General features: G+C 59.7%; 32 protein-coding genes. 28 read left to right on the forward strand and 4 right to left on the reverse strand.

Annotation, left to right across the window (positions count from 1 at the left end; translation table 11 throughout):
• Positions 1–116 precede the first annotated feature (116 nt).
• From LF252_RS02055 to LF252_RS02070, 4 genes are all read right to left on the reverse strand, one after another.
• The gene (locus tag LF252_RS02055; protein ID WP_226268702.1) at positions 117–599 is read right to left on the reverse strand and encodes a fasciclin domain-containing protein; all 483 of its coding nucleotides are present in this window, start codon (positions 597–599) and stop codon (positions 117–119) included.
• 417 nt (positions 600–1,016) lie between these two features.
• Complete coding sequence (locus LF252_RS02060; protein WP_226266881.1) at positions 1,017–1,310, reverse strand: hypothetical protein; 294 nt, start codon at positions 1,308–1,310, stop codon at positions 1,017–1,019.
• Positions 1,311–1,640: 330 nt separating this feature from the next.
• The gene (locus LF252_RS02065) at positions 1,641–2,999 is read right to left on the reverse strand and encodes a site-specific integrase (protein WP_226266892.1); all 1,359 of its coding nucleotides are present in this window, start codon (positions 2,997–2,999) and stop codon (positions 1,641–1,643) included.
• Positions 3,000–3,092: 93 nt separating this feature from the next.
• Positions 3,093–3,776, reverse strand: a complete 684-nt coding sequence (locus LF252_RS02070; RefSeq protein WP_226266894.1) for a LexA family transcriptional regulator — start codon at positions 3,774–3,776, stop codon at positions 3,093–3,095.
• Positions 3,777–3,905: 129 nt separating this feature from the next.
• On the opposite strand from LF252_RS02070, the gene LF252_RS02075 reads away from it, so the two are divergent.
• From LF252_RS02075 to LF252_RS02210, 28 genes are all read left to right on the forward strand, one after another.
• On the forward strand, positions 3,906–4,085 hold the full coding sequence (locus tag LF252_RS02075) for a hypothetical protein (RefSeq protein ID WP_125429059.1): 180 nt from the start codon (positions 3,906–3,908) through the stop codon (positions 4,083–4,085).
• Positions 4,086–4,137: 52 nt separating this feature from the next.
• Positions 4,138–4,491: a helix-turn-helix domain-containing protein gene (locus tag LF252_RS02080; RefSeq protein ID WP_226266896.1), complete on the forward strand. Its 354-nt coding sequence runs from the start codon at positions 4,138–4,140 to the stop codon at positions 4,489–4,491.
• 3 nt (positions 4,492–4,494) lie between these two features.
• Complete coding sequence (locus LF252_RS02085) at positions 4,495–4,725, forward strand: hypothetical protein (protein ID WP_226266898.1); 231 nt, start codon at positions 4,495–4,497, stop codon at positions 4,723–4,725.
• Between the two features lie 10 nt (positions 4,726–4,735).
• Positions 4,736–5,140 (forward strand): hypothetical protein, encoded by a 405-nt coding sequence (locus LF252_RS02090; RefSeq protein WP_226266900.1) that lies wholly within the window; start codon positions 4,736–4,738, stop codon positions 5,138–5,140.
• A 31-nt stretch (positions 5,141–5,171) separates the two neighbouring features.
• Positions 5,172–5,336 (forward strand): hypothetical protein, encoded by a 165-nt coding sequence (locus tag LF252_RS02095; RefSeq protein ID WP_226266902.1) that lies wholly within the window; start codon positions 5,172–5,174, stop codon positions 5,334–5,336.
• Positions 5,336–5,584, forward strand: a complete 249-nt coding sequence (locus LF252_RS02100; protein ID WP_226266904.1) for a hypothetical protein — start codon at positions 5,336–5,338, stop codon at positions 5,582–5,584. The genes LF252_RS02095 and LF252_RS02100 overlap by 1 nt, the downstream gene beginning before the upstream one ends.
• Positions 5,585–5,653: 69 nt before the next feature.
• Positions 5,654–6,379, forward strand: coding sequence for a hypothetical protein (locus LF252_RS02105; RefSeq protein ID WP_226266906.1), 726 nt, complete (start codon positions 5,654–5,656; stop codon positions 6,377–6,379).
• A 2-nt stretch (positions 6,380–6,381) separates the two neighbouring features.
• A complete protein-coding gene (locus LF252_RS22740) occupies positions 6,382–7,170 on the forward strand; it encodes a hypothetical protein (protein WP_262904827.1) in 789 nt (262 codons plus the stop codon).
• A 2-nt stretch (positions 7,171–7,172) separates the two neighbouring features.
• Entirely contained in the window at positions 7,173–7,955 is a 783-nt protein-coding gene (locus LF252_RS02115; protein ID WP_226266908.1) for a hypothetical protein, read from the forward strand.
• A gap of 414 nt (positions 7,956–8,369) precedes the next feature.
• Positions 8,370–9,227 (forward strand): DNA adenine methylase, encoded by an 858-nt coding sequence (locus LF252_RS02120; protein ID WP_226266910.1) that lies wholly within the window; start codon positions 8,370–8,372, stop codon positions 9,225–9,227.
• An 8-nt stretch (positions 9,228–9,235) separates the two neighbouring features.
• The gene (locus tag LF252_RS02125; RefSeq protein ID WP_226266912.1) at positions 9,236–9,805 is read left to right on the forward strand and encodes an ASCH domain-containing protein; all 570 of its coding nucleotides are present in this window, start codon (positions 9,236–9,238) and stop codon (positions 9,803–9,805) included.
• Positions 9,806–9,873: 68 nt separating this feature from the next.
• Positions 9,874–10,848 carry a hypothetical protein gene (locus LF252_RS02130; RefSeq protein ID WP_226266914.1) on the forward strand — a complete coding sequence of 325 codons (975 nt, stop codon included), beginning with the start codon at positions 9,874–9,876 and terminating at the stop codon, positions 10,846–10,848.
• Positions 10,796–11,719, forward strand: coding sequence for an ATP-binding protein (locus tag LF252_RS02135; RefSeq protein WP_226266916.1), 924 nt, complete (start codon positions 10,796–10,798; stop codon positions 11,717–11,719). Before LF252_RS02130 ends, LF252_RS02135 begins: the two co-directional genes overlap by 53 nt.
• A complete protein-coding gene (locus tag LF252_RS02140; protein ID WP_226266918.1) occupies positions 11,716–12,204 on the forward strand; it encodes a hypothetical protein in 489 nt (162 codons plus the stop codon). Before LF252_RS02135 ends, LF252_RS02140 begins: the two co-directional genes overlap by 4 nt.
• A gap of 2 nt (positions 12,205–12,206) precedes the next feature.
• A complete protein-coding gene (locus tag LF252_RS02145) occupies positions 12,207–12,467 on the forward strand; it encodes a hypothetical protein (RefSeq protein ID WP_226266920.1) in 261 nt (86 codons plus the stop codon).
• Positions 12,467–12,661 carry a hypothetical protein gene (locus LF252_RS02150; protein ID WP_226266922.1) on the forward strand — a complete coding sequence of 65 codons (195 nt, stop codon included), beginning with the start codon at positions 12,467–12,469 and terminating at the stop codon, positions 12,659–12,661. Before LF252_RS02145 ends, LF252_RS02150 begins: the two co-directional genes overlap by 1 nt.
• A complete protein-coding gene (locus LF252_RS02155) occupies positions 12,643–13,098 on the forward strand; it encodes a hypothetical protein (RefSeq protein WP_226266925.1) in 456 nt (151 codons plus the stop codon). The genes LF252_RS02150 and LF252_RS02155 overlap by 19 nt, the downstream gene beginning before the upstream one ends.
• 36 nt (positions 13,099–13,134) lie before the next feature.
• Positions 13,135–13,428, forward strand: coding sequence for a hypothetical protein (locus LF252_RS02160; RefSeq protein WP_226266936.1), 294 nt, complete (start codon positions 13,135–13,137; stop codon positions 13,426–13,428).
• Positions 13,425–13,598, forward strand: coding sequence for a hypothetical protein (locus LF252_RS02165; protein WP_226266938.1), 174 nt, complete (start codon positions 13,425–13,427; stop codon positions 13,596–13,598). Before LF252_RS02160 ends, LF252_RS02165 begins: the two co-directional genes overlap by 4 nt.
• Before the next feature lie 63 nt (positions 13,599–13,661).
• A complete protein-coding gene (locus LF252_RS02170; RefSeq protein ID WP_226266940.1) occupies positions 13,662–13,913 on the forward strand; it encodes a hypothetical protein in 252 nt (83 codons plus the stop codon).
• The gene (locus tag LF252_RS02175) at positions 13,913–14,422 is read left to right on the forward strand and encodes a hypothetical protein (protein WP_226266942.1); all 510 of its coding nucleotides are present in this window, start codon (positions 13,913–13,915) and stop codon (positions 14,420–14,422) included. The genes LF252_RS02170 and LF252_RS02175 overlap by 1 nt, the downstream gene beginning before the upstream one ends.
• Complete coding sequence (locus tag LF252_RS02180; RefSeq protein WP_226266944.1) at positions 14,415–15,224, forward strand: terminase small subunit; 810 nt, start codon at positions 14,415–14,417, stop codon at positions 15,222–15,224. Before LF252_RS02175 ends, LF252_RS02180 begins: the two co-directional genes overlap by 8 nt.
• Positions 15,217–15,516 (forward strand): hypothetical protein, encoded by a 300-nt coding sequence (locus LF252_RS02185; protein ID WP_226266945.1) that lies wholly within the window; start codon positions 15,217–15,219, stop codon positions 15,514–15,516. Before LF252_RS02180 ends, LF252_RS02185 begins: the two co-directional genes overlap by 8 nt.
• Positions 15,516–16,967 carry a phage terminase large subunit gene (gene terL / locus LF252_RS02190; protein WP_226266946.1) on the forward strand — a complete coding sequence of 484 codons (1,452 nt, stop codon included), beginning with the start codon at positions 15,516–15,518 and terminating at the stop codon, positions 16,965–16,967. The genes LF252_RS02185 and terL overlap by 1 nt, the downstream gene beginning before the upstream one ends.
• Positions 16,960–17,682 carry a hypothetical protein gene (locus LF252_RS02195; protein ID WP_226266947.1) on the forward strand — a complete coding sequence of 241 codons (723 nt, stop codon included), beginning with the start codon at positions 16,960–16,962 and terminating at the stop codon, positions 17,680–17,682. The genes terL and LF252_RS02195 overlap by 8 nt, the downstream gene beginning before the upstream one ends.
• Before the next feature lie 57 nt (positions 17,683–17,739).
• Complete coding sequence (locus tag LF252_RS02200) at positions 17,740–18,219, forward strand: hypothetical protein (RefSeq protein ID WP_226266948.1); 480 nt, start codon at positions 17,740–17,742, stop codon at positions 18,217–18,219.
• Positions 18,219–18,830 carry a hypothetical protein gene (locus LF252_RS02205; RefSeq protein WP_226266950.1) on the forward strand — a complete coding sequence of 204 codons (612 nt, stop codon included), beginning with the start codon at positions 18,219–18,221 and terminating at the stop codon, positions 18,828–18,830. The genes LF252_RS02200 and LF252_RS02205 overlap by 1 nt, the downstream gene beginning before the upstream one ends.
• A 4-nt stretch (positions 18,831–18,834) precedes the next feature.
• Positions 18,835–20,967 carry a fibronectin type III domain-containing protein gene (locus LF252_RS02210; protein WP_226266952.1) on the forward strand — a complete coding sequence of 711 codons (2,133 nt, stop codon included), beginning with the start codon at positions 18,835–18,837 and terminating at the stop codon, positions 20,965–20,967.
• Positions 20,968–21,027 lie beyond the last annotated feature (60 nt).

Below are 21,027 nucleotides of genomic sequence, written 5' to 3' on the forward strand. Positions count from 1 at the left end.
TAACAAAAAGGTAACCCCACGCGGCCCAAGGACACTTTTCCTATAGGCAAAGCTGCCTGTAAACAAAAAAAGCCAGCCCTTATGGGCTGGCTTTTCAGATGCTATAAGAGCCGGAGCTATTTAGTCGGCATCAACACGGTGTCAATTACGTGGGTAACGCCGTTTTTCGATACTACGTCGGCAATGGTTACGTTGGCCATGCCGCCTTTTGCATCGTGCAGCATCACCATGTTGCCGTTGCGGTGCACCGTCAGCTTTTCACCTTCCACCGTCGTCAGCGTCTGGCCGTCGCGCAGGTCGGCGGCCAGCAGGCGGCCGGGTACCACGTGATACGTCAGAATAGTGGTAAGCTTCTGCTTGTTTTCAGGCATTACTAGCGTATTCACCGTGCCGGCGGGCAGCTTGTCGAAAGCCGCATTAGTGGGGGCAAATACTGTGAAAGGACCCGTGCCTTTCAGCGTCTCTACCAAACCAGCTGCCTTCACGGCGGCTACCAGCGTGGTGTGGTCGGTGGAGTTTACGGCATTGTCCACAATGTCTTTATCGGGCGTCATCATCGCGCCACCCACCATCACGCCCGACATTTTCATGTTTTTCATGTCGGCACCTTCGCGGGGCTTGGTGGTTGCCTTGATTTTGGCACCGTCTTCGGTTTTGCCTTTCACTTTGGTTTTGCCGTCGTCAGCCACCTTGGTTTTGGTAGTCATGTCGCCGTCCTTCATTTTCGTCTTCTCGTCGTCCGACTTCATTTTGCCCTGAGCTACGGCCGAGCCGGTAGTGAGGGTGAAAGCCAATGCCAGGGTGGAGAGCAGGTATTTGTTCATGGTTCAAAAGGTTGAGGGTAGGGGACCCGGTGAGAGAAATGTCCGCCTTGTACGCCAACCGCCGCCTAAAGGATATAGGCTGAACAGTAATGTACTGTTCTTCTTGCCTGCCGCCTGTACCAGCCAACAGAATGTAAAGGCTCAGCTTGCGGGTTTTATACCCGTAAGCTGTACGGTAAACACAACGAAGATTTACTCCAGAGTAGCAGTGCGCGTCAGGGCCTGACAGAGTTGCCAGGCCTCCTGCACCAGTTGGTACCGGGCTCCTAGCGGCTGCATACTAAGGTCATGGGCGTAGGCCTCCAGAAAAAAGAAATAATCCTGCATTTGCGTGGGCGTGGCCGATACCAACTGGTAGGCAGCCATATTTTCGAGTGCGGTTCGCACGCTGCTTTCTAACAGCAATACGTCCTGCTCCGTCATGGTCGCATCGTGTGCTCTGGCCTGCGCAGGCAGAAACCGTTCGGCAGAAAAAACTGAGTGCATAGGCGTGTGGTAGTTTGCGGAGTCATATTCAGATATACGAGCCGGCTTACCTCTTCGCTTTCCTATTAGTCGAGCCTAGCTGTGCATTGGCCCAGGAGTTTCAACAGCTCACGCCCAAGGGAGCAAACAAGCACCGAAAGAAGATGCTCAACAACAGATCACTTAAACGGCACTGGCAAAAGAAAAAGCCCTTCAGCTGCGGCTAAAGGGCTTTGGTGGTCGCGCCAGAAGACGACCGTTGCGGTAAACTGTGGCAAGATGTAATAGAATACGGCAAACCGTGGCAAATAGGGCCGTTTATACCCAGCTTTGGCAGTCCATAGTTTGCCGCTATTTATCATAGTTTACCGGGGCTCGTCGCACACTAGAGTCCTCAGTGTGCGAAGCCCGCAATTTGTCGAAGGCGGAGAGCGTGGCCACGTGGCGTTTCTGCTCCCGGCTCTTGGCGTAGCGCCGAGTGGTATTGATGCCGGAGTGGCCGAGACTGTTCTGCACCTGGCCTAAGTCGGCGTCACCGTCGAGCAGCAGGGTAGCGAAGGTGTGCCGAGCCAGGTGGCAGGTGATGAACTGCCAGAGCGGGCCGCGGCGCTCGATGCGGTGGGGGCCGCGCTGGCGCACCTGCAGCACGGGCCGCTCGATGCCGGCCAGCTGGGCCGCCTCCTTTATATAGTCGTTCATCTTCTGATTCGAGAAGACCGGCAGCCGGCCCTCGTAGCGCTGCCAGATGTCCACAGCCACCGGGTCCATGGCCACGCGTACCTTGGTTTTCTTACGCCGGCCCTTAATCTGCACGTACTCCAGAATGTGGCTGCCCTCCATCATCACCACGTCGGCGGGCTGCAGCGCTTTTAGGTTGCCGTAGCGGGGGCCGGTGAAGCAGTTGAACACGAACACGTCGCGAGCCTGGCTGATGTGGCCGGGTGGGAGCGGGGTTTCGTAGAGGGCCATTACCTCCTCGAACAGCAGCGGCTCGATTTCCACCTCGTAGGTGTACTCGTCGGTAAGCCACTCGCAGGGCAGGCCCGCGAACTTGAGCAGGGCCCTGAGCCCGCCCACGTAGCGGCCGATGCTGTTGGACTCCAGCCCCAGCTCGCCGGTGCTCCGGTTGGGGGCCTCTTCCACCAGGTACTCGCACCATTGTTCCACCAAGTCGGAGCGGCGGGTTTTGGGGTCGGGTAGCAGCTCCTGCAGGGTTGTGCCCGGCCGGAAGGTTTCCCAGTGGGTAACAATGGGGTCAGCTTTGCGCAGGTAGTTGGGGCTGTACTTGGCCCGGTAGAAGGCTTTCCACTCCTCGGCTACCTGCGCAATGGTGGGCACGGCTAGGGTGGCCGGCTCCGCTGGTGCCGCCGGCTCCGGGGCCTCGGCCTGGCCCAGCACCACGAGCAGGGCCGAGCGCATCTGCTCGGTGCTCACACGCTGGCCCGCCGCCTCGGCATCGTCGAGCAGCTTGGTAGCCGTTTTCTCCAGCTTGCCCAGCCGGCGGTTGATAGTCAGGCAGCGGCCTTCGTCCTGCGTGGAAACCCGCTGCTTTTTAGTCCAATACTTTTTGAGCACGGTGGCGCGCACGCCTAGGCGCACGGCCGGGCTGGTGCCGGGCTCGGCCGCGGGGTGACGCGCCCAGCGCACCTCCATATAAATCGGGTGCATGCCGGCCGTTGCCTTGTTATGCAGGTAAAACCGGATGGACATTATCACTTAGGGCCGTGTAGGTGTGCGGGAATTACCGGAAATCGGGCTTGTAGAGGATGGTTGGCCGCCTCCACATTATCACACATTATCACTTTACTCCTCCTCCGGCATGTACACGGACTCGCCCACCTTCCACAAGCAATTGATGTCGCCCAGCGTGATTTCCATTTCCTCGCCGTTGCTGTCGGAGCGCAGACGAATAGTCCCGTTTACATTGCTGACAATGCGTTTGATGAGAAACGCCGGGCTGCGCAGAGAGAGAGCATGTACGCCGGTGGCGTACTGAAAATTACCATCCGATACGGGCCGTACCACGTGCTGGGAGCGGTCGGGGTAACGGTCGGCCATGCTGTTGCCGCGCACCTCGATAACGGCGGCATTGGTGTAGTCCTTGCCAGGGCGGCGTTGTATCCGGATAGTGGCAAAGTCACCGTAATTTCTATCGTGGCAGCTGTTGGAGAAGGTGCCGTAGGCTTTGGGCTCAATGAAAGGCAGGTCGATAAACTCTGCGTCGTTCTGGTCAATAAACATAAACTCATCCAAGAGACCGGGGGCGGGCTTCACAGTGGCCGCGCGTCCGGTTTCGATATACTCAACAGTGGTCTTATAGATTTTCGCCAGCTTCTCCAGTACCGAAGCGCGAATCTTACTCTTATTATCAGACTCATACCGGTAAATGGTCTGACGACTCATACCGATGGCTGCTGCGGCCTCCTCCAAGGTCAGGTCTGCATCATCACGAAGGCGAATTAGGCGGGAGGCTCGTGTACTGGACATGTGATAAGAGTGAATTCCGTGAACAAAGCAACGGAAAACTGTAACAGGTAGTGATAAATAGTAACAACTAGTATTGCTTTAACACGTATTGTAACATATATTTGTCACATCATACCACGCTTTACCGCCATGGAAGTAGCAGAAACCCCCAAAACCTACGCCGTTCGCTCTGTAGTTGATGCTGAAACGGAAAAAGCTCTCAAAGCAGAGCAGAACAAGATTCAGGAAGAAACTGGTAAGCGGCCTAGTGTTAGTGAGGTCGTTGCCATGTGGCTTACCCGATGCGCCAGACAGGCAGCAGCGGCCTAATTTTTTTGCCCTGCATTTCACGTTTTTCCCTTATAGTAACATTTCACTTTTTATGTCTCACCTTCAGAACATCACGCTTACCGCTATGCCCGGCGGTGTAAGCACCCAGGATTGGGTAACCATGCTGGAAATCCAAGCCAAGGCCCAGGCCGAAGCCGAAGTAAGCACCCGCACCTACGTGCAGAGCCCCAAGCAAAGCCCGGACAAGAAGTACGACGACCGGTTGCATATCCGTCTCGGCTGCGGCAAAACCAAAGCCTACGAGCTGCTCAAGCGCTACGAGGAGAATAAAGCCGGCGGCCTGCGGCATATCCGTATCGGAGCCAAATACATCGTGACGGAAGCAGCGGTGCTCGAATTCTTCGGGGATGCACCTATGCAGGTGAGCCACCGCAAAGCCGCCTAGCTCATGCTCCGGAAATCTACCACCGCCCCCAAGCCCATCATTAACCTCACCGAGCTGGCCCGAGTGGAGCAGCTCATGCCGGCCGCCGTGGTGGCCGCGGCCCCGCTGGAGCAGCTGGAGGCCCGCCGCTGGCAAATCAATTTCGACCATCCCAGCTACGCCGAGGAAACGGCCTACGTGGTGGAGCGGGAAGCCCGCCGCCGCGCTCAGCCGCTGATGATTGCCACCCGCTAACTACTTCCTTATGTACTCCTCGACTGAGCTCTGGCCTAATAGCCTATCCATGGAGGCGCAAATCCGCTTCTGGCTCCAAAGCCCGGAAGTGCCCGCCGCCAAACGCGCTGCAACTGAGGCCGCACTGCCCTCGATGCTAGGCAGCCGCCTAGCTCAGTGCCAGCTCAACCTCACCCTATTCCTTGGCAAAATCCGGGACAAGGCCGCAAAGCCCACCACCGCCGAGGTAACGGCTTTCTGCCAGGAGCTGCTCCAGAGCGGCCAGCTCGACGCCAACGAGGTGCTGCTGGTGCGCCGCCGGATTTGGGTAGGCACCGCCCGGGAGTTTGCCTGGCACCAGGAGCGCCTTAGGGCCGTGGTACAAGCCCGCTACGACGAGCAGATGCACAAGGCCCACGAAGACCAAGCCGCTTAACTCATTTCTCACACTCAACCACAATTGCCCTGTGATTAAGTACAACACCACCGTCAACCATATACGCCGCGAGACGACCGTAGCCGCTATCCACTCGCAGCGTGGGGAGCTGATTTCGGAAACCCGGAAAGGCACGGGTGCCCGCGTGAAGGCCGCTTTAGAGAAGGACGTTCGAGCCCTTGCCAGCAGCCTCTAATGCAGCGCCTCTCTCACCCCCGCCTCTACGCACTGGAGCAGGCCCAGACCGGCCGGCAGCGCAAAAAACAGATTGCCCGCGACCGTCGCCGGCTGCTGCTCATGGTGGTACTGGCCGGTTTGGCCTGGCTTGCCTACGGCTGCGTGGCCTACGGCCCCCGCGCCCACCGCAAGCCCACTGGCCTCGGCATCCGCGACGTGGAGCGGTCCGCGCCACGCTACTCGCCCTACACCTGGCAGACCCTCTAAAACGATAGGGCCGCCCCATTGCCCGGGGCGGCCCTATCAAACTTTCAAACTTCAGAACACTGCAAACTTATGCAAACTTCCGAACAACTCGCCGACCTGCGCCAGCTCTGCCAGGAAAACGGTATTGATATGCGCCTCGATTTGTGGCAGCATCCTAAATCTGGTAGCTGGATTATGTCCAAGGTCGGGGCTGAAAAGCTCCAAGGCCGTAACAACATCGACATCGATGTAGAGGTAGCGGCCGCCGGCATTGATTATGCCATTGTGAAGGTAATAGCCACCCGCACCGTGAAGGTGGAGGGCAAGACGACGAGCAAGAAGCTCACCGTTCGCACGCTGGGCTCGGCCAACCCCAAGACGTGTACCCAAATCAGCTACTACGCTGAAATGGCCGAGAAACGCGCTATCGTTCGGGCCGTGCTCAAGCTGATGGGCTTCTCAAAGCTGGGCGTGTACGGGGAGGAGGAGGCCGACGATTTCGCCCGGGCCCACAACCAGGCCAGCCCCACGCTGGAGCAGGCCACTGAGCAGCGCCCTATGACCGGCGGCGGGAGCAGTTCCGCCGCCCCGGCTCTCTCCGCTGGTGCCGCCCCAAGCAGCGCCCCGGAAGCTGATGCCGACGACTTTATGGCCATTGCTACGGCTATCGACTCCATCAACGAGGCCAACACGCTCGACGAGCTGCAGGCCACTTGGAAGGCTATTCCCAAGCAGGTAGCCGAGGAGCTGGCTGTGTATTCGGCCAAAGAGGAGCGGAAAGAGCATTTGAAGCGCAACCAAACCTTAGCTGCGTAGTCATGGGAGCCAAGAAAAATATCTGGTCGCCGGCGGAGCTGGCTATTCTGCTGGAGCACTACCAAACGGCCGGCCCGGACTACGTAGCCGAGCAAACCGGCCGGCCCGTGCACTTGGTGCGGGCCAAGGCCTGGAAGCTGAACCTCACCAGCACGGGAGCCGAGGAGTGGAGTGAGAAGGAGTTGGAGCTGCTGCGCCGGCACTACCCGGTGGGAGGTGCTGACTTGGTGGTGGAACTCACCGGCCGGCCCCGGAAGGCAGTGGCTTCCAAAGCCAAGCGCCTGCGTATTAAATCAGGTAAGCCACCCGGCGCTAAGCGGTGGACACCCGCCGAGGATGCGCTGCTGCAGGCGGAATACCCTACGGGCTCCCTGTCGGAGTTGATGGTAAAACTCGGCCGCAACCTTGATGCCATTCGCAGCCGGGCCGCCAAGTTCAAGCTCAACCGGCTAACGGCCGCGCCCCGGCCCGCCTCGGTGCCCAAAGCGTCCCAGCCCAAACCGGCTCCGGCCCCTAAGCCGGCTCCAGTGACCAAAGTGAAGCCCGCCCCGAAGCCCAAAAAGCCGGTGCTCAGTGAGGAGGAGAAGGCCCTAAAGAAGCTGGTGCGGCAGAAGGCCCAGGCCAAAAAGGAGAAGAAGCACAAGCCGGAGCCGGCCAAAAAGGGCTGGCAGTATCCGATGCACTCGCCCGAATACAAAGCCTGGCTAGCCTCCACAGTCGCCGGCAAGCAGCGTGAAACCATCCTCGACGAAAACGGCCGCACAGCTACCGTGTGGCGCAAAGCAGCCTAATAATGGAGACGCCCACCAACACTACTACCGGCTCTACTGAGGAGCCGGTAGTTATCTACCACTTTGAGTCGGTAACGCTTACCGAAAACCTGACGCTCAAGCTCACTGGCACCCGGTTCAAAGGCGAGGTTGTCGAGGAGTTCCAGTTGGTCGTAAACCAGTACCCACATCCCGACTTGCTCCTGGTGTTGCGCAAGCTCACCTTTCACTTGGTAATGCTCACCGAGCAGCTCGACGCCCAGACCCTTTATCCGGATGCGGCGAAGATGGCATTGTATGCTCCCAACTCCCTGCTCATGGAGCGGGCCCTGTCTGTTGGTGTGGAAACGGGGGAGGTGTATGAGCACCCACTGCTCGAAAACTTCCGCTGCCTGGCCGTGAAGTTTAGCAATAAAGGCACGGTACTGGTCGGGGAGCGGCGCAGTAAGTACAAGTGTTTTGGGAAGCGCATGGAGCTGAAAACCCCGCCCATTGTCGGTGTGTCGCTGGATGAGGCTGAGGAGGGCTCCTACCCGTTTTTCGAGCAGTTCACCAACACGCTGGCCAGCCTCCACCTGGAAGCCCGGGCCTATCTGGAGGGCAAGTATGGCGCCGGTGGTGACCAGCTCAGCCTTTTTGGCAAACAGCCCGATGAGGAGCCGAAGGAACACTTTCTGCAGGATATCGTGGACTCGGCCGCCGGCTTTACCTCGCTCACCATTTCCAGCAATGCCGGGAGCGTGACGCTGGAGAAGGGCAAGGCCCCGCGTTCCTACAATGGCCAGACGCTCGACGAGGATGAGTAGGGATAATCTACCCCTCGGCAGCCCAGTAGAGGCATACATCTGGAATGAACATGCGGTGTGCATCAACGCCTCTATTTATATCCAGCACAAAGCCAACCGCCGGGATGAGGCCGCTATTCTGGTAGCACCCAAACGCAATCCGACAACCGGCGAAGTGCGCTGGTATGGTGCTTACCAATACGAATACAAGGACGGGGGCGGCGGCTCTTTTCCCAGCCTCGGAAGCAAGGGCGGCACCGCACCGCCATGCGCTACTCAGGAAGCTGCGGCGGCTGATGCCATACGCTATTTACTGGGAAGGCATGAGCGCAGCTGGTGCCCCTACCTCTCACCGACTGCCGAGCAGCTACTGCGGACTGAGCTTAACCGGCTTACTCAGCCCCAACAACTCTCCCTCTTCTAACAACTACTTCAATGTCACTTTTGGGATACTACGGCGGGAAGCAGGGGGCTGTTGGCTCCTGGATAGCCTCACAGATTATCAACATTCCGCACACGTTGCGCCTGGAGCCGTTCGGTGGCATGTTCAGCGTCTCTATGCAGCTGCCGCCGGCGAAGGTGGAAATCTATAATGACCGGGCCGGTGAGCTGGTAAATCTGTTCCGGGTGGTGCGTGAGCAGCCGGAGGCCTTGCGTGAGGCCCTGGCGCTGAGCCCCTATGCTCGTGATGAGTTTAAGGATGCCTGCGAGCCGATGCCCGCGGGGGCTGATGCTGTGGAACGGGCCAGGCGTACCTACGTGCGCCTGGCCCAGAGTCGGGACAATTCTTTACTGGCGAAAGGTTTCAGCTTCGGTGGTGCCGCTTTCAAGGGTAGCGTGGCCGATACCTTTCGGAATGGACAGGACCGGATTCCGGCTGTGTGTGAGCGGTTGCGCGGCGTGATGATTGAGAATCATTCCTGGCAGACGGTGTGCCGGCAGCACGACGGGGTGAACAGCCTCATCTACCTCGACCCGCCCTATGTGCTCAGCACCCGCACGGGCAAGTACGGCTACGTGTATGAGCTATCGGACAAGGAGCACCAAGAGTTGCTGGACTGGAGCCTGACGGCCAAAAGTGCCCTGCTGCTGTCCGGCTACCGCAATCCTCTGTACGCTGAGGCGCTGGAAGATAATGGCTGGCTGCGTCGTGACTACGGCACCGTGGCTAACGCCTCGGCCTCTCGCACCAAGAAAGCCTCGGCTGCTCGCATCGAAAGCCTGTGGCTGAATCCGCGCGCGGCCATGGCCACGCCGACTCTTTTCTGTGGCCATGCCACAACCTCAAACTAACTACTCCAATGGCTCAGATGAAAGCCCTTTCCTTGCTCCAGCCCTACGCTACCTTAATTATGCTGGGCTATAAGCAGTACGAAACCCGCTCCTGGAACACGCGCCACCGCGGCTACCTCGGCATCCATGCCAGCCTCGGTAAGCCGGAGTGGGCCCGCGACGTGTGTGAGAATAACAAGTATATCCAGGAGGCACTGCAGCGCCACGGCCTGACCTTCGACACGTTGCCCCGTGGGGTGCTGCTCGGTACCTGTGAGCTGGTCGATACGCTGGCCATCGTGGGCTGTGGCTCGGCGGCCGGCCTGCAGCGTGTAGGCTCCGGCGAGTACCAGGTGCCCGCCTTCGGGCTGAGTGAGATGGAGGTGGCCGCCGGCGACTATGCCGATAAACGCTTTGCCTGGAAGCTGGAGCAAATAGCGGCGGTGGCCCAGCCGGTACCGTGCACCGGGGCGCTTAGCCTGTGGCGGATTCCGGAGGAGGCTTACCACGATGTGGAGGCCCAGCTCTACGTCGGCCCGGGCCCGGCGCGTGAGAATTCCTACTGGGAAATGCCGCCGGCAAAGAAACCCCGCCCATGAGTGCTGCTCCGCTTCTGATGGCCTCCTCCGGGGGGCTATCCCTTTCCGCCTCCGCTTCCTCCCGCCGTATGCTCCCGATTCGCCAAGCCCTTTCCTCGCTTAAGAAATTCCCCGCCGGCCCCAAGGCGGCGTTGATTGAGGTGTGTGAACTCTATGAGAACGGCGGTAAGGAGAGCTGCTGGATTACCAACAATGGCTTGGCTGAACGCCTCGGCTCGCATGCTGTCACCGTCTCGCGCAACCTGCTCTGGTTGTACGAGACGGGCCTGCTCGACGTGCGCCACCGGCCCGACCTGGGCAACCGCCGGGAGTTGGTGCCCACCATGGCCACGCGCAGCGTGTACGGCCCCGAGCAGAACAGCGAAGCCGCGCAGGCCCTCTTAGCAAAACGCTATGGCTCTAAGCAAACTGCTAAGAGTACCCCTCTTAGCGAAACGCTAAGACCCTCTTATCAAAACGCTAAGACCCTCTTAGCAAAACGTCAAGGGGGTCTTAGCGAAACTGCTAAGAGTTGTCTACGAGCAATGACGAGCAATGACGAGCAAGAGAGTGGGGCGGCTGTCGCCGCGTCGCCGGCCTTGGCTGTCGTTGGCTTAGTTGAGTGGTCCAATTCTGAGTTAGCCCCTGACGAGCCGACCGCGTGGGCTTCGCACACCAGGGGGGGCGGGCCGGCCCCGGCCAACATGGAGGCCGACGAGCTGCCCAGCCGTCCGGTGGCGGTGGACCAGAGCCAGCCCGACGACGAGTACCACCGCTGGATTGCCCGGCCCCGAGATGCGGCCATGGTGGACGAGTACCTGACCCGCATCAAGCACCCCAAGGCCGGCAAAGGCCACCTGTTTTTCGACTGGTACGAACCGCTGGGCTGGGTGATTGGCCGCAATCGGATGCCCTGCCAGAACTGGAAAGCCCTCATCAAATCTTTCAAATTCCTCGAATCCAATGCTTCAGCCTCAACCCGCAACCGCTCCACTGGCAGCAACGATGCACGTGGCCGTCTCAACCTCCCGGCCAACCTCAGCTTCGAAAACGACGAAGCCTGAGCCATTCCGCTTCTCCCTGCCGGAGCCGTCGGCGTTTCAGCAAAACCCGCTGCGCCAGCTGCCGCTCACCCCGGAGGAGGAGGCCTACGTGACGGAGCAGGCCCTGCTCGCCGCCCGGGAGATGAAATACAGCCAAGCCTACGGCAAGTGGTACGCCTGGCAGGCCAACCGGCCGACCGCTCCGGAGTCGTACTCGGCCGAGCAGCTCTACCAGTGGTTTCAGGCCGAGGCCAGCCGCGTGCTGGGCAAGCCCTTTGACATCGACGCCAACAACGAGGGCATCATTCGCCTGCTCTGCCAGTACTACGCCGAAGACCCGGCCTTTGAGGCGGCGGGCTATTCGCTCCAGAAGGGGCTCATGCTGCGCGGGGCCGTTGGCTGTGGTAAGACCACCATCATGCGCATTTTCGCCCTGAATCCGCGCATGCCGTTTGCCGTGCATGCCTGCCGGGAGGTAGTGAGCGAGTACCTGGCCAAGGATGGGGGAGAGGATGCTCTGGTCGGCTACAAGCAGGTAATCAGCCTGCCCGACCCGCCGATGCGCAAGTACAACTACCGTACCCAGGCTGGCATCTGCTTCGATGATTTGGGTACCGAGAACTGGCAGGCCCGGCACTTTGCCAACGAGCTGAACGTGATGGAGGCCGTGCTCGATGCCCGTTACAATGGGGTTTTCCTGACGGGCCAGCTGCCCTCGCACGCTACCCACCTGACCACCAACCTGCGCTTCAATGACGTGTTGGACGAGGCCACCAACGAGGTGCAGGTGAAGGGCATTCAGAGCATCTACGGGGCCCGGTGCCGCTCCCGGATTCGGGAGATGTTCAACGTCATCAGTTTTCCGGATACTGCTACCGACCGCCGGAAATGAGCCAGCTGGAGCTACTACCAAAGCCGCTCACCTGCAAGCAGATTCAGCATGCCCTGTTTGAGGCCTACCACAAAGGAGGCTCCGTTGTGGTGCCGAACTGCTGCGCCCTCACCCACGAAGCCGATGTGCTCGTGCTGCGCAAAACTGGCTACGTGGCCGAGTACGAGGTGAAGGTGAGCCGGGCCGACTTCAAAGCCGATTTCAGGAAGCTCAGCAAGCATGACTTCCTGAAGGCTGGTCACCAGTGGTGCGCCAATGAATTCTGGTTTGCCTGCGAGGAGGGCCTGATACAGCTGGATGAGGTGCCCGAGTACGCTGGCCTCATCTATATCGTGCAGCACCGCTACCAGTACCCGGGCTCTGATACTTGGTACTGCAAAAACGTGGCTGTCGTGCAGAAAAAGGCGCCACGCATTCACAAAACCATTCACAAGAATCTCGTGCATAAGCTGGCCATCAGCCTCATGTACAAAGCATTCACCTAGCCATGCCAGAAAGTATTTGCTACTCCTGCCTCGCCTTCCGGGTGGATGCCGAGGATGATGACCGGCTACGGGCCACGCTTATCCGCTGGCACTTGAAGCACACCAACTCCCCACTCACTACCTGGGCTGCTACTGCCACCGATGAGCAACTCTGCAACCGCCAAGACTACCGGCTGACGAAGCACCAGGACGCTGCCGCCGAAATCATCTGCCTAATGATAGGTCTGAGATACCGCCCCAAGCCTGATTTACCACCATTCTGATGAGCAGCTATACCTACCGGGGCGACCGGCTCACCACTCCCGAGCTGAGGGGCCAGTCCTGCCAGGCCGTGCGCACCGCCGGCGGCAAGTGCATCCGGGGCCGCAACGGCTCCATGCTAGTCCAATTTGAAACCGGGGCCGTGCATGTGGTGCTGGCCCGCCAACTACGCAAACAATGCCCTACATCGAATTAGAAGAAGAAATGGAATGCCCATGCCCTTGCCAGCATTGCGGTGAATGGTTCGATCTACACGACGGTAGCGGCTCGGAGAAGTGGTATCATGGTACCGTTATCTGCAAGAAGTGCCACCGGGAGGAGGAGAAAGAAATTGAGCGGGATGAGGAAATTCAGGAGTTGCAGGATAGCATGTCTGATGCTGAGCATACGCTGACGGAGGGCCGCAAGCGGTTGAAGGAGCTAGGAGTTGAGGTAGCAGAAGACCTCTCCAACGTACCCTCGGATGAGTTGCGCCGGCGGGCCTTTGCTATCAGTGCCGAGTTCGGCCGCCGGCCTCGTGATTACTCTCGGCCCGCCCTGCTGGCCTTCGGCGTGCCCAGCGAGCCTCCGACTCGCATTCCGGTGTGCGACCCAGAAAATTGCCGAGTGTGTCAGCAGAAGAAGGAAGACTGATTGCGGGAAATCCACGGGAGGCGGGCGTGTAGTGGTATGTCCACTTTTCGCACCGCCTCCCGCGTGGATGGCAACCAATCCACCATCGTAGCCGGCCTCCGCCGCATCGGCTGCACGGTGCTTTTAACGCACCAGCTCAAGAATTGCTTTGATATCCTGGTCGGCTACCGTGGCCAGACCTTCATCATGGAAATCAAAGACCCCTCCCAACCGCCCAGCAAGCGCAAGCTCACCGAGGGGGAGGAGGAATTTCGCCGCACTTGGCAGGGTTCACCCTACCACGTCGTCGAAACCATCGACCAAGCCATTTCCATCGTCACTGCTTCATGAGCCCAGTCTCTACCCGTCGTAGTTTCTCCACCGCCGACCGGCGCACCATTCAGGCCCACTACTCCACCACGCCGGCGGCCCAGCTGGCCAAGCTGCTCGGCCGCACTGAGCTAAGCCTCTACCAATTCGTCAAGCGCAACCGCGAATTACTAAAGCGGCCCCGGTTGTAGCGGGAAATCCACCCGGAGCCGGCGTGATACAGGTCCAAGAGTTTCACCAAACCTTCCTGTATTATGCGTAAGCTGCTCCGCATTGCCTCGTTCTTGTTTTACCCCGTGCCGTACCCCTTCGCAGGCGGCTACCACTTTCTCGTCGGCTCGGCCGGTTGGTGGTGGCTGAAGTACGGGGCCCCCGCTTCCTATTCCTGGCAGATGGTGCTCAGGAGCGGCTTTGCTGGCCTGCTCGTCGGTGCCCTCGGCTGTATGGTGTTCGGCTACCTACTGGCCAGAGAAGAGGCCAAGGCAGAGCAGGAGGAGGCGAAATAATGCTTGTTGTACTGTACTCGGCCTTCGCTGCTCTGTCTGGAGTGGTGGAGGCCGTTCTGTATTCCCGTCGAGGAGCAGAAGCGTTTTCGCGCAATGAGCATGCGGAGATGGTGGCCCAGCGCCTGACTGTGCTGCTGTTGGTGCCGGCGGCTATCCTGGTATATGGCTGGAGCGGGAGCTGGTGGTACGTCGGGGCCGAGCTGGCCGCGGCGGTGCTGTGTTTCCCCATGGTGCACGATGAGGCCTACAACTTCACCCGGCTCTGGATTTCGTGTGCAGAATATTACCAGCGCACGGATACACTCGACGAGGCGGCGGGAATTCCCACTTGGGGCAACCTCGACCAGTTGGCGTTGAGAATGGCGTGGCGTGAGTACCGCTACGGCTACCAAAGCCCCACCACCACGGCCCGCAATGATTTCGATGGCACCCAGCGCACTCTCCTGGCAATCGGAGGGGTGTTGGTGTGGTGTGTGGGTATTGCTGTAACGCTGGTGTGCCATGGCTGAGAAATCCCCCGTGCAAAATCTGTCCCCTCAGCGACGCAAGTTCGTGGAGGCGTACGTGCTATCGTTCAATGCCACGAAGTCGGCACAGGAGGCAGGATACAGCGAGAAAACGGCAAGGCAGCAGGGCTCCCGCCTGTTAACATCTGTTGACATCCAAGCGGCAATCAAGCACCTGCTCAAAGAGTGCATGAGCCCGGAGGAGGTGGCCGCCCGCTGGCAGCGTCTGGCCACGGCCAACCTCGCCGACTTCTACACCCGGGCGAAGGTGGAGTATAAGCCCCGCATCGAGAAGAAGCTGGCTCAGGTGGTGGAGGAGTACCGCAAGACTGTGGAGTTCGAGCAGGAGGTGGCTATTCGGTCGGAGGAGCTTATTCGTGACCCAGAGCGGCGGGAGAAGTTCCGGAAGCAGGAGAAGCGGGAGCACGAGCGGCGCGAGATGAAGCTGCTCCGGCTGGAGGTGGAGCTAGAAAAGGAACCAGAAGCCGTGCGCTTTGTCGAAGGCCCGCCCGAGTGGAAATGGGAGATGCAGCTCGACCTCGCCAAAGCCGAGGCGCTCGGCCTGCTCGACCTGGTGGCCAGCATCACCAGCGGCCCCCGTGGTACCTCCTTCACCCTACGCGACCAGGACGCCGCCTTGGTGAACCTGGCCAAGCACCGCGGCATGCTCACCAGCAAAATAGACGTGACCAGCGGCGGTGAGTCGCTGGCTCCCACATATGACCCGGCCGAGCTGGCCAAGAAACTCAACCCCGAACAGCTGGCCGCTATGCGTGCCGCACATGCAATTCTCTCCAATGGCTAAGCACACAATCACGCCCGCCCTCGACGACGCACTACGCCAGTTTGCCGCCCGGATGCCGGAGCCGGCGTTTCTCAAAGTAAAGCCTACAACCGGCGCGGTGCTGGCCAGTGAATACCCGGGCCTGCTCACTACGGAGGGCAAGCCGCTGGCTGGCCACAAGCTCTACCTCATTGTAACCAAGTTTACCAAGCGCCGGCACCTGCGGCAGCTGCGCCAGGTGTACCGCAGTGGTGGCCAGCCTGCCCTCGTGAAGCACCTGCAGCCCTACGCCGACTTCCTGAAGACTGAGTAGTGGAGCTGCTACCCCTCGATACCGTTATAGCCGCACAGTGCTACCAGCGCTTCTATTGGTTTTTCCTCGAAATGTGGGAAACCATCGAGGCGGTTGAGCTCGTGCCTAACTGGCATATTGAGTACCTGTGCGACGAAATGCAGGCGGTGTACGAGCGGTGGAAGCGGGGCGAGGCTCAAGGCGACGTGCTGGTAAACATACCACCGGGCACTTCCAAGAGTACCACCATTACTCAGCTCTTCCCGGCCTGGCTGTGGCTAATGGAGCCGAGCATGCGCATTATCAGCACCAGCTTTGCCTCCGACGTGAGCATAGGCCACGGCCTGAAGTCGCGCGACTGTCTGAGCTCTCCCAAGTTCCAGCGTTTGTTTCCCGGACGTATCGAGTTCAAGGCCGACCAGAACGGTAAGACCAACTACCGTAACACCGCCGGCGGCCAGCGCTTCATTACCTCCAGCGGGGCCCGCGTAACCGGTGTGCACGCCGACTTTATCATTATCGACGATCCCACTAACCCGGAGAAGGCTGAGAACGAAAAGCACCGCAAGCAGTCGGCCAAGCACGTGCAAACGGTGTCGAGCCGGAAAACTGATAAGAAGCGCACGGTGTCGATTATGGTGATGCAGCGGGTACACGAGCTCGACCCGGCGGGCCTGTGGCTGAAGAAGAAGAAAACCCTTCGCCACATCTGCCTGCCGGGTGAGCTGACCCCGGACAGCAAAACCGGTGAGCTGGGCAAGAACGTGCGGCCGGTCGAGCTGGTAGCCCGCTACACCAATGGGCTGCTCGATGCCAACCGCCTCGGCCGAGTGGAGTTGGCCACGATGAAGGAAGACCTCGGCAGCTACGGCTACGCTGGGCAAATCCTGCAGATGCCGGCACCCGATGAGGGCGGCATTCTGAAAAAGGCCTGGTTTAAGACCATCACGTTTGCCGAGTTCCTCAAGCTGCCGGAGGCGGGGGCGGCTGTCTGGCACCTCGACTACGATGGAGCCTACACCGACAACCAGAAAAACGACCCCTCGGCCGTGCTCATCACCGCCTACGTGGGCCAGACGCTCTACGTGCGGTACGCTGGCGAATACTGGGAGGAGTTCAATGAGCTGGTGAAGCTGCTGCCGAAGCTGGCCGAAACCCATGGGTGCGGCCGGCAGAGTAAGCTCCACATCGAGCCCAAGGCCAACGGTAAGGACATTGTGAGCTGGCTGCGGAAAAACTCTCAGCTCAACATCGTGGAGGCCCCGCCACCCTCCGGAGACAAAACCCAGCGGGTGCAGGCGGCCTCGCCTTTCATCGAGGCCCAGCGCGTGGTACTCATCGACGGGAGTTGGAATGAGGCCTTTATCAATCAGTGCGCGGCCTTCCCCACGGCTGCCCACGACGACATGCTGGATACGCTTACTCAAGCCATTTCCCGCAATCAGAGCAAAAAGAAATTCAACTATGCGTAGTATCACCATCACCGACCAGGGCACGGGCACCGTGTACGCTGGCCACATTCCGACCGGCTGGCACGAGGTGCCGGTGTCGGCTTTTCAGGAGTTTGCCCGCCTGCAGCTGGAGCGCCGGCCGGAGCTGAGCATGCTCTCGGCCGTGCAGGCCCTCACGGCTCTACCCGGTGAGGTGCTGGAGGCCGACGTGAGCCTGGCTGTTTTCCTCGGCCAGCAAATGCCGTGGTTCTTTGCCGGCCTTCCGGAAGCCACGCCGGCGGCTACGCTCGTGCACCGCGGCATTGAGTACACCTGGCAGGGGGATTTCTCCCGGCTCAATACCGGCCAGTTTGAAGCGTTGCTATCCTTCCTCGACGCCGCCGGCGGGAGTGCTGCCATTGCGGCGCCGAACCTGCTGGCCGTGCTGCTCGTGCGCACGGGCGGCAAGCAGGATGCTCAGGCAGTACGGGAGGCAACCGAGGCGCTGGCCAGCCTGAGCATGGAGCAGGCTTGGCCGTACGTGCTAAATTTTCTGTCGGCTTGGATGATGCCCGCGCTTCGCATCCAAGCCTCTTCCCTCGCGACGACGCAAGCGGAAACGGCGCTGAATCAGATGCTGGCCCTGACTTCAGTTCAGCCAGCGAAGGCGGGTTTACGGCAGCGCTGCTCTGGCATAGCCGCCGGATTGGCGAAACGATACGTGCGCTCCGTAGCTGGCCGATTGAGGAACTACTAGAGGATATGGCCTACGAGCTGAAGCGGGAAATGCCGGCCCGGTCGGCGTGATACGGGCATGTCCGACCAGCCACCACTCGACTCCGGAGCCGCCCGCATCTTCGCCTACCTCGAAGACGTGGTGAGCCGCTACCGGCCCATTGCCCACTTCCACGTCGGCTACCCCGACGAGCAGGCCAGCGGGGCCGACCCGTACCCCCAAGTATTTCTCGAAGCAGAAATGCAGGTAGGAGAGGAGCAGCCCGGCCTCGATGCCTACCAAGTAGCCCTGCAGGTGCTCGACATGCCCGACGAGCACGGCACCAACGAAGGCACACGCCGGCAAGCGGCTATCCTGGCCACCACCGGCGGCTACCTGGAGGAGCTGGTGGAAATCCTCCGGCTGGAGGAGGTGCTTACCGATGTAAAGCGGGTTTCGGCGGTAAGCCTTACCGACGCGGGCACCGACCAGGCCAGCGGCTGGCGGGCCGAAATTAGCTTCACTTATCCCTCTGCTGTCAACCGCGACGCACTGCGCACGCGCTATACCCCTGTCTGATGCCCCTACTTGACCCACTAATTACTCTTATCCGGGCCAAGTTCCGGACCAAGGGCACGCCAGAGCACACCGCAAACGGGCCGACTCGTGCAGAGGAGGCTCGCGAAGTGCTGGAGAAGATGGTAACTGCCTTCCGATTTACACCCATTGTCACCAATCAATTCGGCAATCACCCGGGCCTAGCCACCTCTGCCGAGGCCTGGGAGTACGTGCTTCGGAAGTTACAGACCCTGGCGCCAGTAGCGCCAGGCCAGCCTGCTCAGGGCCAGGTGGATGATGTGACTAATACTTTCTCGGCCCTGCTCGTGCCGGGTTTCATTGCCTTGGTGCAATATGAGGGCTTCGGCTGGCCTGGTGTGGCCGGCATCGTGCCACTGACCAGCGAGAATGCCTACATGCAAAACGGGCGCATATATCTGAAGGGGCTTACCGGGCCAATAGGTATTGGTGAGGTAGGCTTCCGGGTAGCGGCCTCGGGTAGCCAGCCTGCAGGGCCGTTCGTGCTAAACAAGGAGCCATTCACCGGGCCCGTCGCCGAAACGGGCTCCATCACCTTCCTAGATGTGCAGGGCTCTGATGCCATTTCAACTTTCACCGTAACCGCTTCCTAACCCCATGGGCAACACGCTTACACTGTCCGCTTCGCGGGCAAACACAACGAAGGCCATTGAATTCCAGCACCCGGTTACGTTGGTATGGCAGGCTGGTTTGCAACAGCCGGACGGCTCGTTTCGCATCGTCTTTACCGGTATTCCAGCGGGCAACTACACGAACCTGAAGGCTCGGCTAGCAGGCAGTATGCCCTCTATCGAGGCTATTTGGCCCGGCCCGGTAACGGTTATAGATGCCGGTACCACACCCACGCCTACCGTCCCCGCCGACGTGACCCAAATTGATGTGACACCTGGTAACGCGCAGGTTGCCGCTGTCATCGAAGCGCCGGCCAACGGAGGCGCGACCATCAACTCCTACCGTTACCAGTATCGTACGCAGGGCAGCAGCACATGGAGTACCCACGGCAGCAGCAGCAGCCTCTCGTACACCTATACGGGGCTGACCAATGGCACTGCGTACAACTTCCGGGCCCAGGCCCAGAACTCGGTGGGATATTCGACCGGGGGAGCCGTGGCAACTGCTACGCCGGCGGCAAGCATAGTCAACCGCGGTGCATTGCTTGGCTATGGACAATCCAACCTGGAAGGCCCGGAGAAAAAGGCGTCTCTATATTCCGAGCAATTATTGCCGCTGAACTTGGTGCGAAAGTTCCTGAACACCAACATGTACCATCGGGAACACATGCTCCTGTCTCAATTGGAGTTTGGAGTCAACCAGTACGGGGGAAATGTACCATTGGGTTTTGCAGAGGACCACAGTTTTGGCTTTGAGCTGGGCTTGGCGGATGCAGTGGAAAAATACCAACCGGGCAAAACCCTGGACATCGTAAAGCTGGGCGTAGGCGGACGCACCATTGAACAACTGTCTAAAGTAGGCGGAGAGACTGGCACCCAAAACGGCTACAACACCAGCCCCGATACCTGGTACAGCCAGTTTGTAACAGCCGCGCTGGCACTGAAGGCTATCTACGCCTCTGAAGGCATCGCCTGGAATCCCACTTATTTGCACAACCAGGGTGAAACCGGCGGCTCAACCAACACCTGGCCTGCCAAAACCAAGCAGCTGTTCGACGACCTTACCGCCGATGGCGTTCTGACACCGCAGAGCAAGATTATCGTAGTTATTCCCAAAGCCAGCATTGAAAACAACGTGCCCCAGATGCGGGCCAACGTGCTGTCATTGCAGAACTTGGATAGCCGAGTAGTGTACGTCGATGCCGGCAACTACAACTTGGCCGATACCGCCCACTATGACGGATACAGTTTCTACCAGCACGGCAGCTACGACATCTACCGAGAACTGTACGGGCTGCCCCGTAGCAAACCCAGCTACGTCAGCCCGCCTACGGATTACACCACCACGGCACAGGACTACACCACCAAATGCGGCAGTGGCACGGGAGCCTCCGTTACCAAAACGCGTCAGGCCGTTTCCTACACGTCCCTCACGGAAGCTACCACGCTGGCTACCCAAACTGCTAAAACGGCGGCCATTGCCGCTATTAGCTGCACAGTAACGCCTCCTCCCGGTGAGACGGTCGGCCCCACCTCACGCGTTATCACGCTATCGGGGAACGGTTCAGGCGTTACCCTGCCCGACTTGACGAACATCAAGACGGTGGCGTTCTGGTATAAGCACGACCCCTTCCCGGCGGTTTCTAACTACGATTTCAACCTCCTGCTATGGGACTCTCGCTCTCCTGGCAAGGAATCAGTTCTGTGGGCCTACATCGACCGGGTAGAGGGGCTGTACGAGCCCGGTTGTTCGGCTCTCTCCAATGGGCAGGCTGTGACGCAGGTTACGCAGGTCGGCTTGAACCAGATTGCGACGGGCAATTGGCAGTTGGTTGTACTGGAGTTCACCGACGAGGCAAAAGCGGCCAGCTTCGCGCTGAGTCTGTTCCGACGCGGGTCACCCGTCGGCACAAATTACTATTCAGCCGAGGGTCAGTTTGCTGATATTCGGGGCTATTCCCGCCCCTGGACCGCTGCTGAGAAAGCCAGCCTGTCAGCTAACCTTCCGACAGATAGCCTCTTGTTTCACTACGACCTGGCTGGAGCGTCAGCTGACAGCTCAGTTCTGCCCGATGTAAGCGGCAATAATCGAAACGCATCCATTGTGATAAGCGCGTAACTCATCATGCAAAAAGCCCTGCTCCACCCAGCGGGGCTTTTTTATAGCCGGCGGGAAAAA

The sequence above is a fragment of the Hymenobacter pini genome, assembly GCF_020421205.1.
Taxonomy (GTDB): domain Bacteria; phylum Bacteroidota; class Bacteroidia; order Cytophagales; family Hymenobacteraceae; genus Hymenobacter; species Hymenobacter pini.

What these genes read in the sequence shown, in the direction of transcription:
- LF252_RS02055 (WP_226268702.1), bottom strand. Translation starts at nt 599, where the DNA reads ATGAAAAACATGAAAATGTCGGGCGTGATGGTGGGTGGCGCGATGATG.
- LF252_RS02060 (WP_226266881.1), bottom strand. Translation starts at nt 1,310, where the DNA reads ATGCACTCAGTTTTTTCTGCCGAACGGTTTCTGCCTGCGCAGGCCAGA.
- LF252_RS02065 (WP_226266892.1), bottom strand. Translation starts at nt 2,999, where the DNA reads ATGTCCATCCGGTTTTACCTGCATAACAAGGCAACGGCCGGCATGCAC.
- LF252_RS02070 (WP_226266894.1), bottom strand. Translation starts at nt 3,776, where the DNA reads ATGTCCAGTACACGAGCCTCCCGCCTAATTCGCCTTCGTGATGATGCA.
- LF252_RS02075 (WP_125429059.1), top strand. Translation starts at nt 3,906, where the DNA reads ATGGAAGTAGCAGAAACCCCCAAAACCTACGCCGTTCGCTCTGTAGTT.
- LF252_RS02080 (WP_226266896.1), top strand. Translation starts at nt 4,138, where the DNA reads ATGTCTCACCTTCAGAACATCACGCTTACCGCTATGCCCGGCGGTGTA.
- LF252_RS02085 (WP_226266898.1), top strand. Translation starts at nt 4,495, where the DNA reads ATGCTCCGGAAATCTACCACCGCCCCCAAGCCCATCATTAACCTCACC.
- LF252_RS02090 (WP_226266900.1), top strand. Translation starts at nt 4,736, where the DNA reads ATGTACTCCTCGACTGAGCTCTGGCCTAATAGCCTATCCATGGAGGCG.
- LF252_RS02100 (WP_226266904.1), top strand. Translation starts at nt 5,336, where the DNA reads ATGCAGCGCCTCTCTCACCCCCGCCTCTACGCACTGGAGCAGGCCCAG.
- LF252_RS02105 (WP_226266906.1), top strand. Translation starts at nt 5,654, where the DNA reads ATGCAAACTTCCGAACAACTCGCCGACCTGCGCCAGCTCTGCCAGGAA.
- LF252_RS22740 (WP_262904827.1), top strand. Translation starts at nt 6,382, where the DNA reads ATGGGAGCCAAGAAAAATATCTGGTCGCCGGCGGAGCTGGCTATTCTG.
- LF252_RS02115 (WP_226266908.1), top strand. Translation starts at nt 7,173, where the DNA reads ATGGAGACGCCCACCAACACTACTACCGGCTCTACTGAGGAGCCGGTA.
- LF252_RS02120 (WP_226266910.1), top strand. Translation starts at nt 8,370, where the DNA reads ATGTCACTTTTGGGATACTACGGCGGGAAGCAGGGGGCTGTTGGCTCC.
- LF252_RS02125 (WP_226266912.1), top strand. Translation starts at nt 9,236, where the DNA reads ATGGCTCAGATGAAAGCCCTTTCCTTGCTCCAGCCCTACGCTACCTTA.
- LF252_RS02130 (WP_226266914.1), top strand. Translation starts at nt 9,874, where the DNA reads ATGCTCCCGATTCGCCAAGCCCTTTCCTCGCTTAAGAAATTCCCCGCC.
- LF252_RS02140 (WP_226266918.1), top strand. Translation starts at nt 11,716, where the DNA reads ATGAGCCAGCTGGAGCTACTACCAAAGCCGCTCACCTGCAAGCAGATT.
- LF252_RS02145 (WP_226266920.1), top strand. Translation starts at nt 12,207, where the DNA reads ATGCCAGAAAGTATTTGCTACTCCTGCCTCGCCTTCCGGGTGGATGCC.
- LF252_RS02150 (WP_226266922.1), top strand. Translation starts at nt 12,467, where the DNA reads ATGAGCAGCTATACCTACCGGGGCGACCGGCTCACCACTCCCGAGCTG.
- LF252_RS02155 (WP_226266925.1), top strand. Translation starts at nt 12,643, where the DNA reads ATGCCCTACATCGAATTAGAAGAAGAAATGGAATGCCCATGCCCTTGC.
- LF252_RS02160 (WP_226266936.1), top strand. Translation starts at nt 13,135, where the DNA reads ATGTCCACTTTTCGCACCGCCTCCCGCGTGGATGGCAACCAATCCACC.
- LF252_RS02165 (WP_226266938.1), top strand. Translation starts at nt 13,425, where the DNA reads ATGAGCCCAGTCTCTACCCGTCGTAGTTTCTCCACCGCCGACCGGCGC.
- LF252_RS02170 (WP_226266940.1), top strand. Translation starts at nt 13,662, where the DNA reads ATGCGTAAGCTGCTCCGCATTGCCTCGTTCTTGTTTTACCCCGTGCCG.
- LF252_RS02175 (WP_226266942.1), top strand. Translation starts at nt 13,913, where the DNA reads ATGCTTGTTGTACTGTACTCGGCCTTCGCTGCTCTGTCTGGAGTGGTG.
- LF252_RS02180 (WP_226266944.1), top strand. Translation starts at nt 14,415, where the DNA reads ATGGCTGAGAAATCCCCCGTGCAAAATCTGTCCCCTCAGCGACGCAAG.
- LF252_RS02185 (WP_226266945.1), top strand. Translation starts at nt 15,217, where the DNA reads ATGGCTAAGCACACAATCACGCCCGCCCTCGACGACGCACTACGCCAG.
- LF252_RS02195 (WP_226266947.1), top strand. Translation starts at nt 16,960, where the DNA reads ATGCGTAGTATCACCATCACCGACCAGGGCACGGGCACCGTGTACGCT.
- LF252_RS02200 (WP_226266948.1), top strand. Translation starts at nt 17,740, where the DNA reads ATGTCCGACCAGCCACCACTCGACTCCGGAGCCGCCCGCATCTTCGCC.
- LF252_RS02205 (WP_226266950.1), top strand. Translation starts at nt 18,219, where the DNA reads ATGCCCCTACTTGACCCACTAATTACTCTTATCCGGGCCAAGTTCCGG.
- LF252_RS02210 (WP_226266952.1), top strand. Translation starts at nt 18,835, where the DNA reads ATGGGCAACACGCTTACACTGTCCGCTTCGCGGGCAAACACAACGAAG.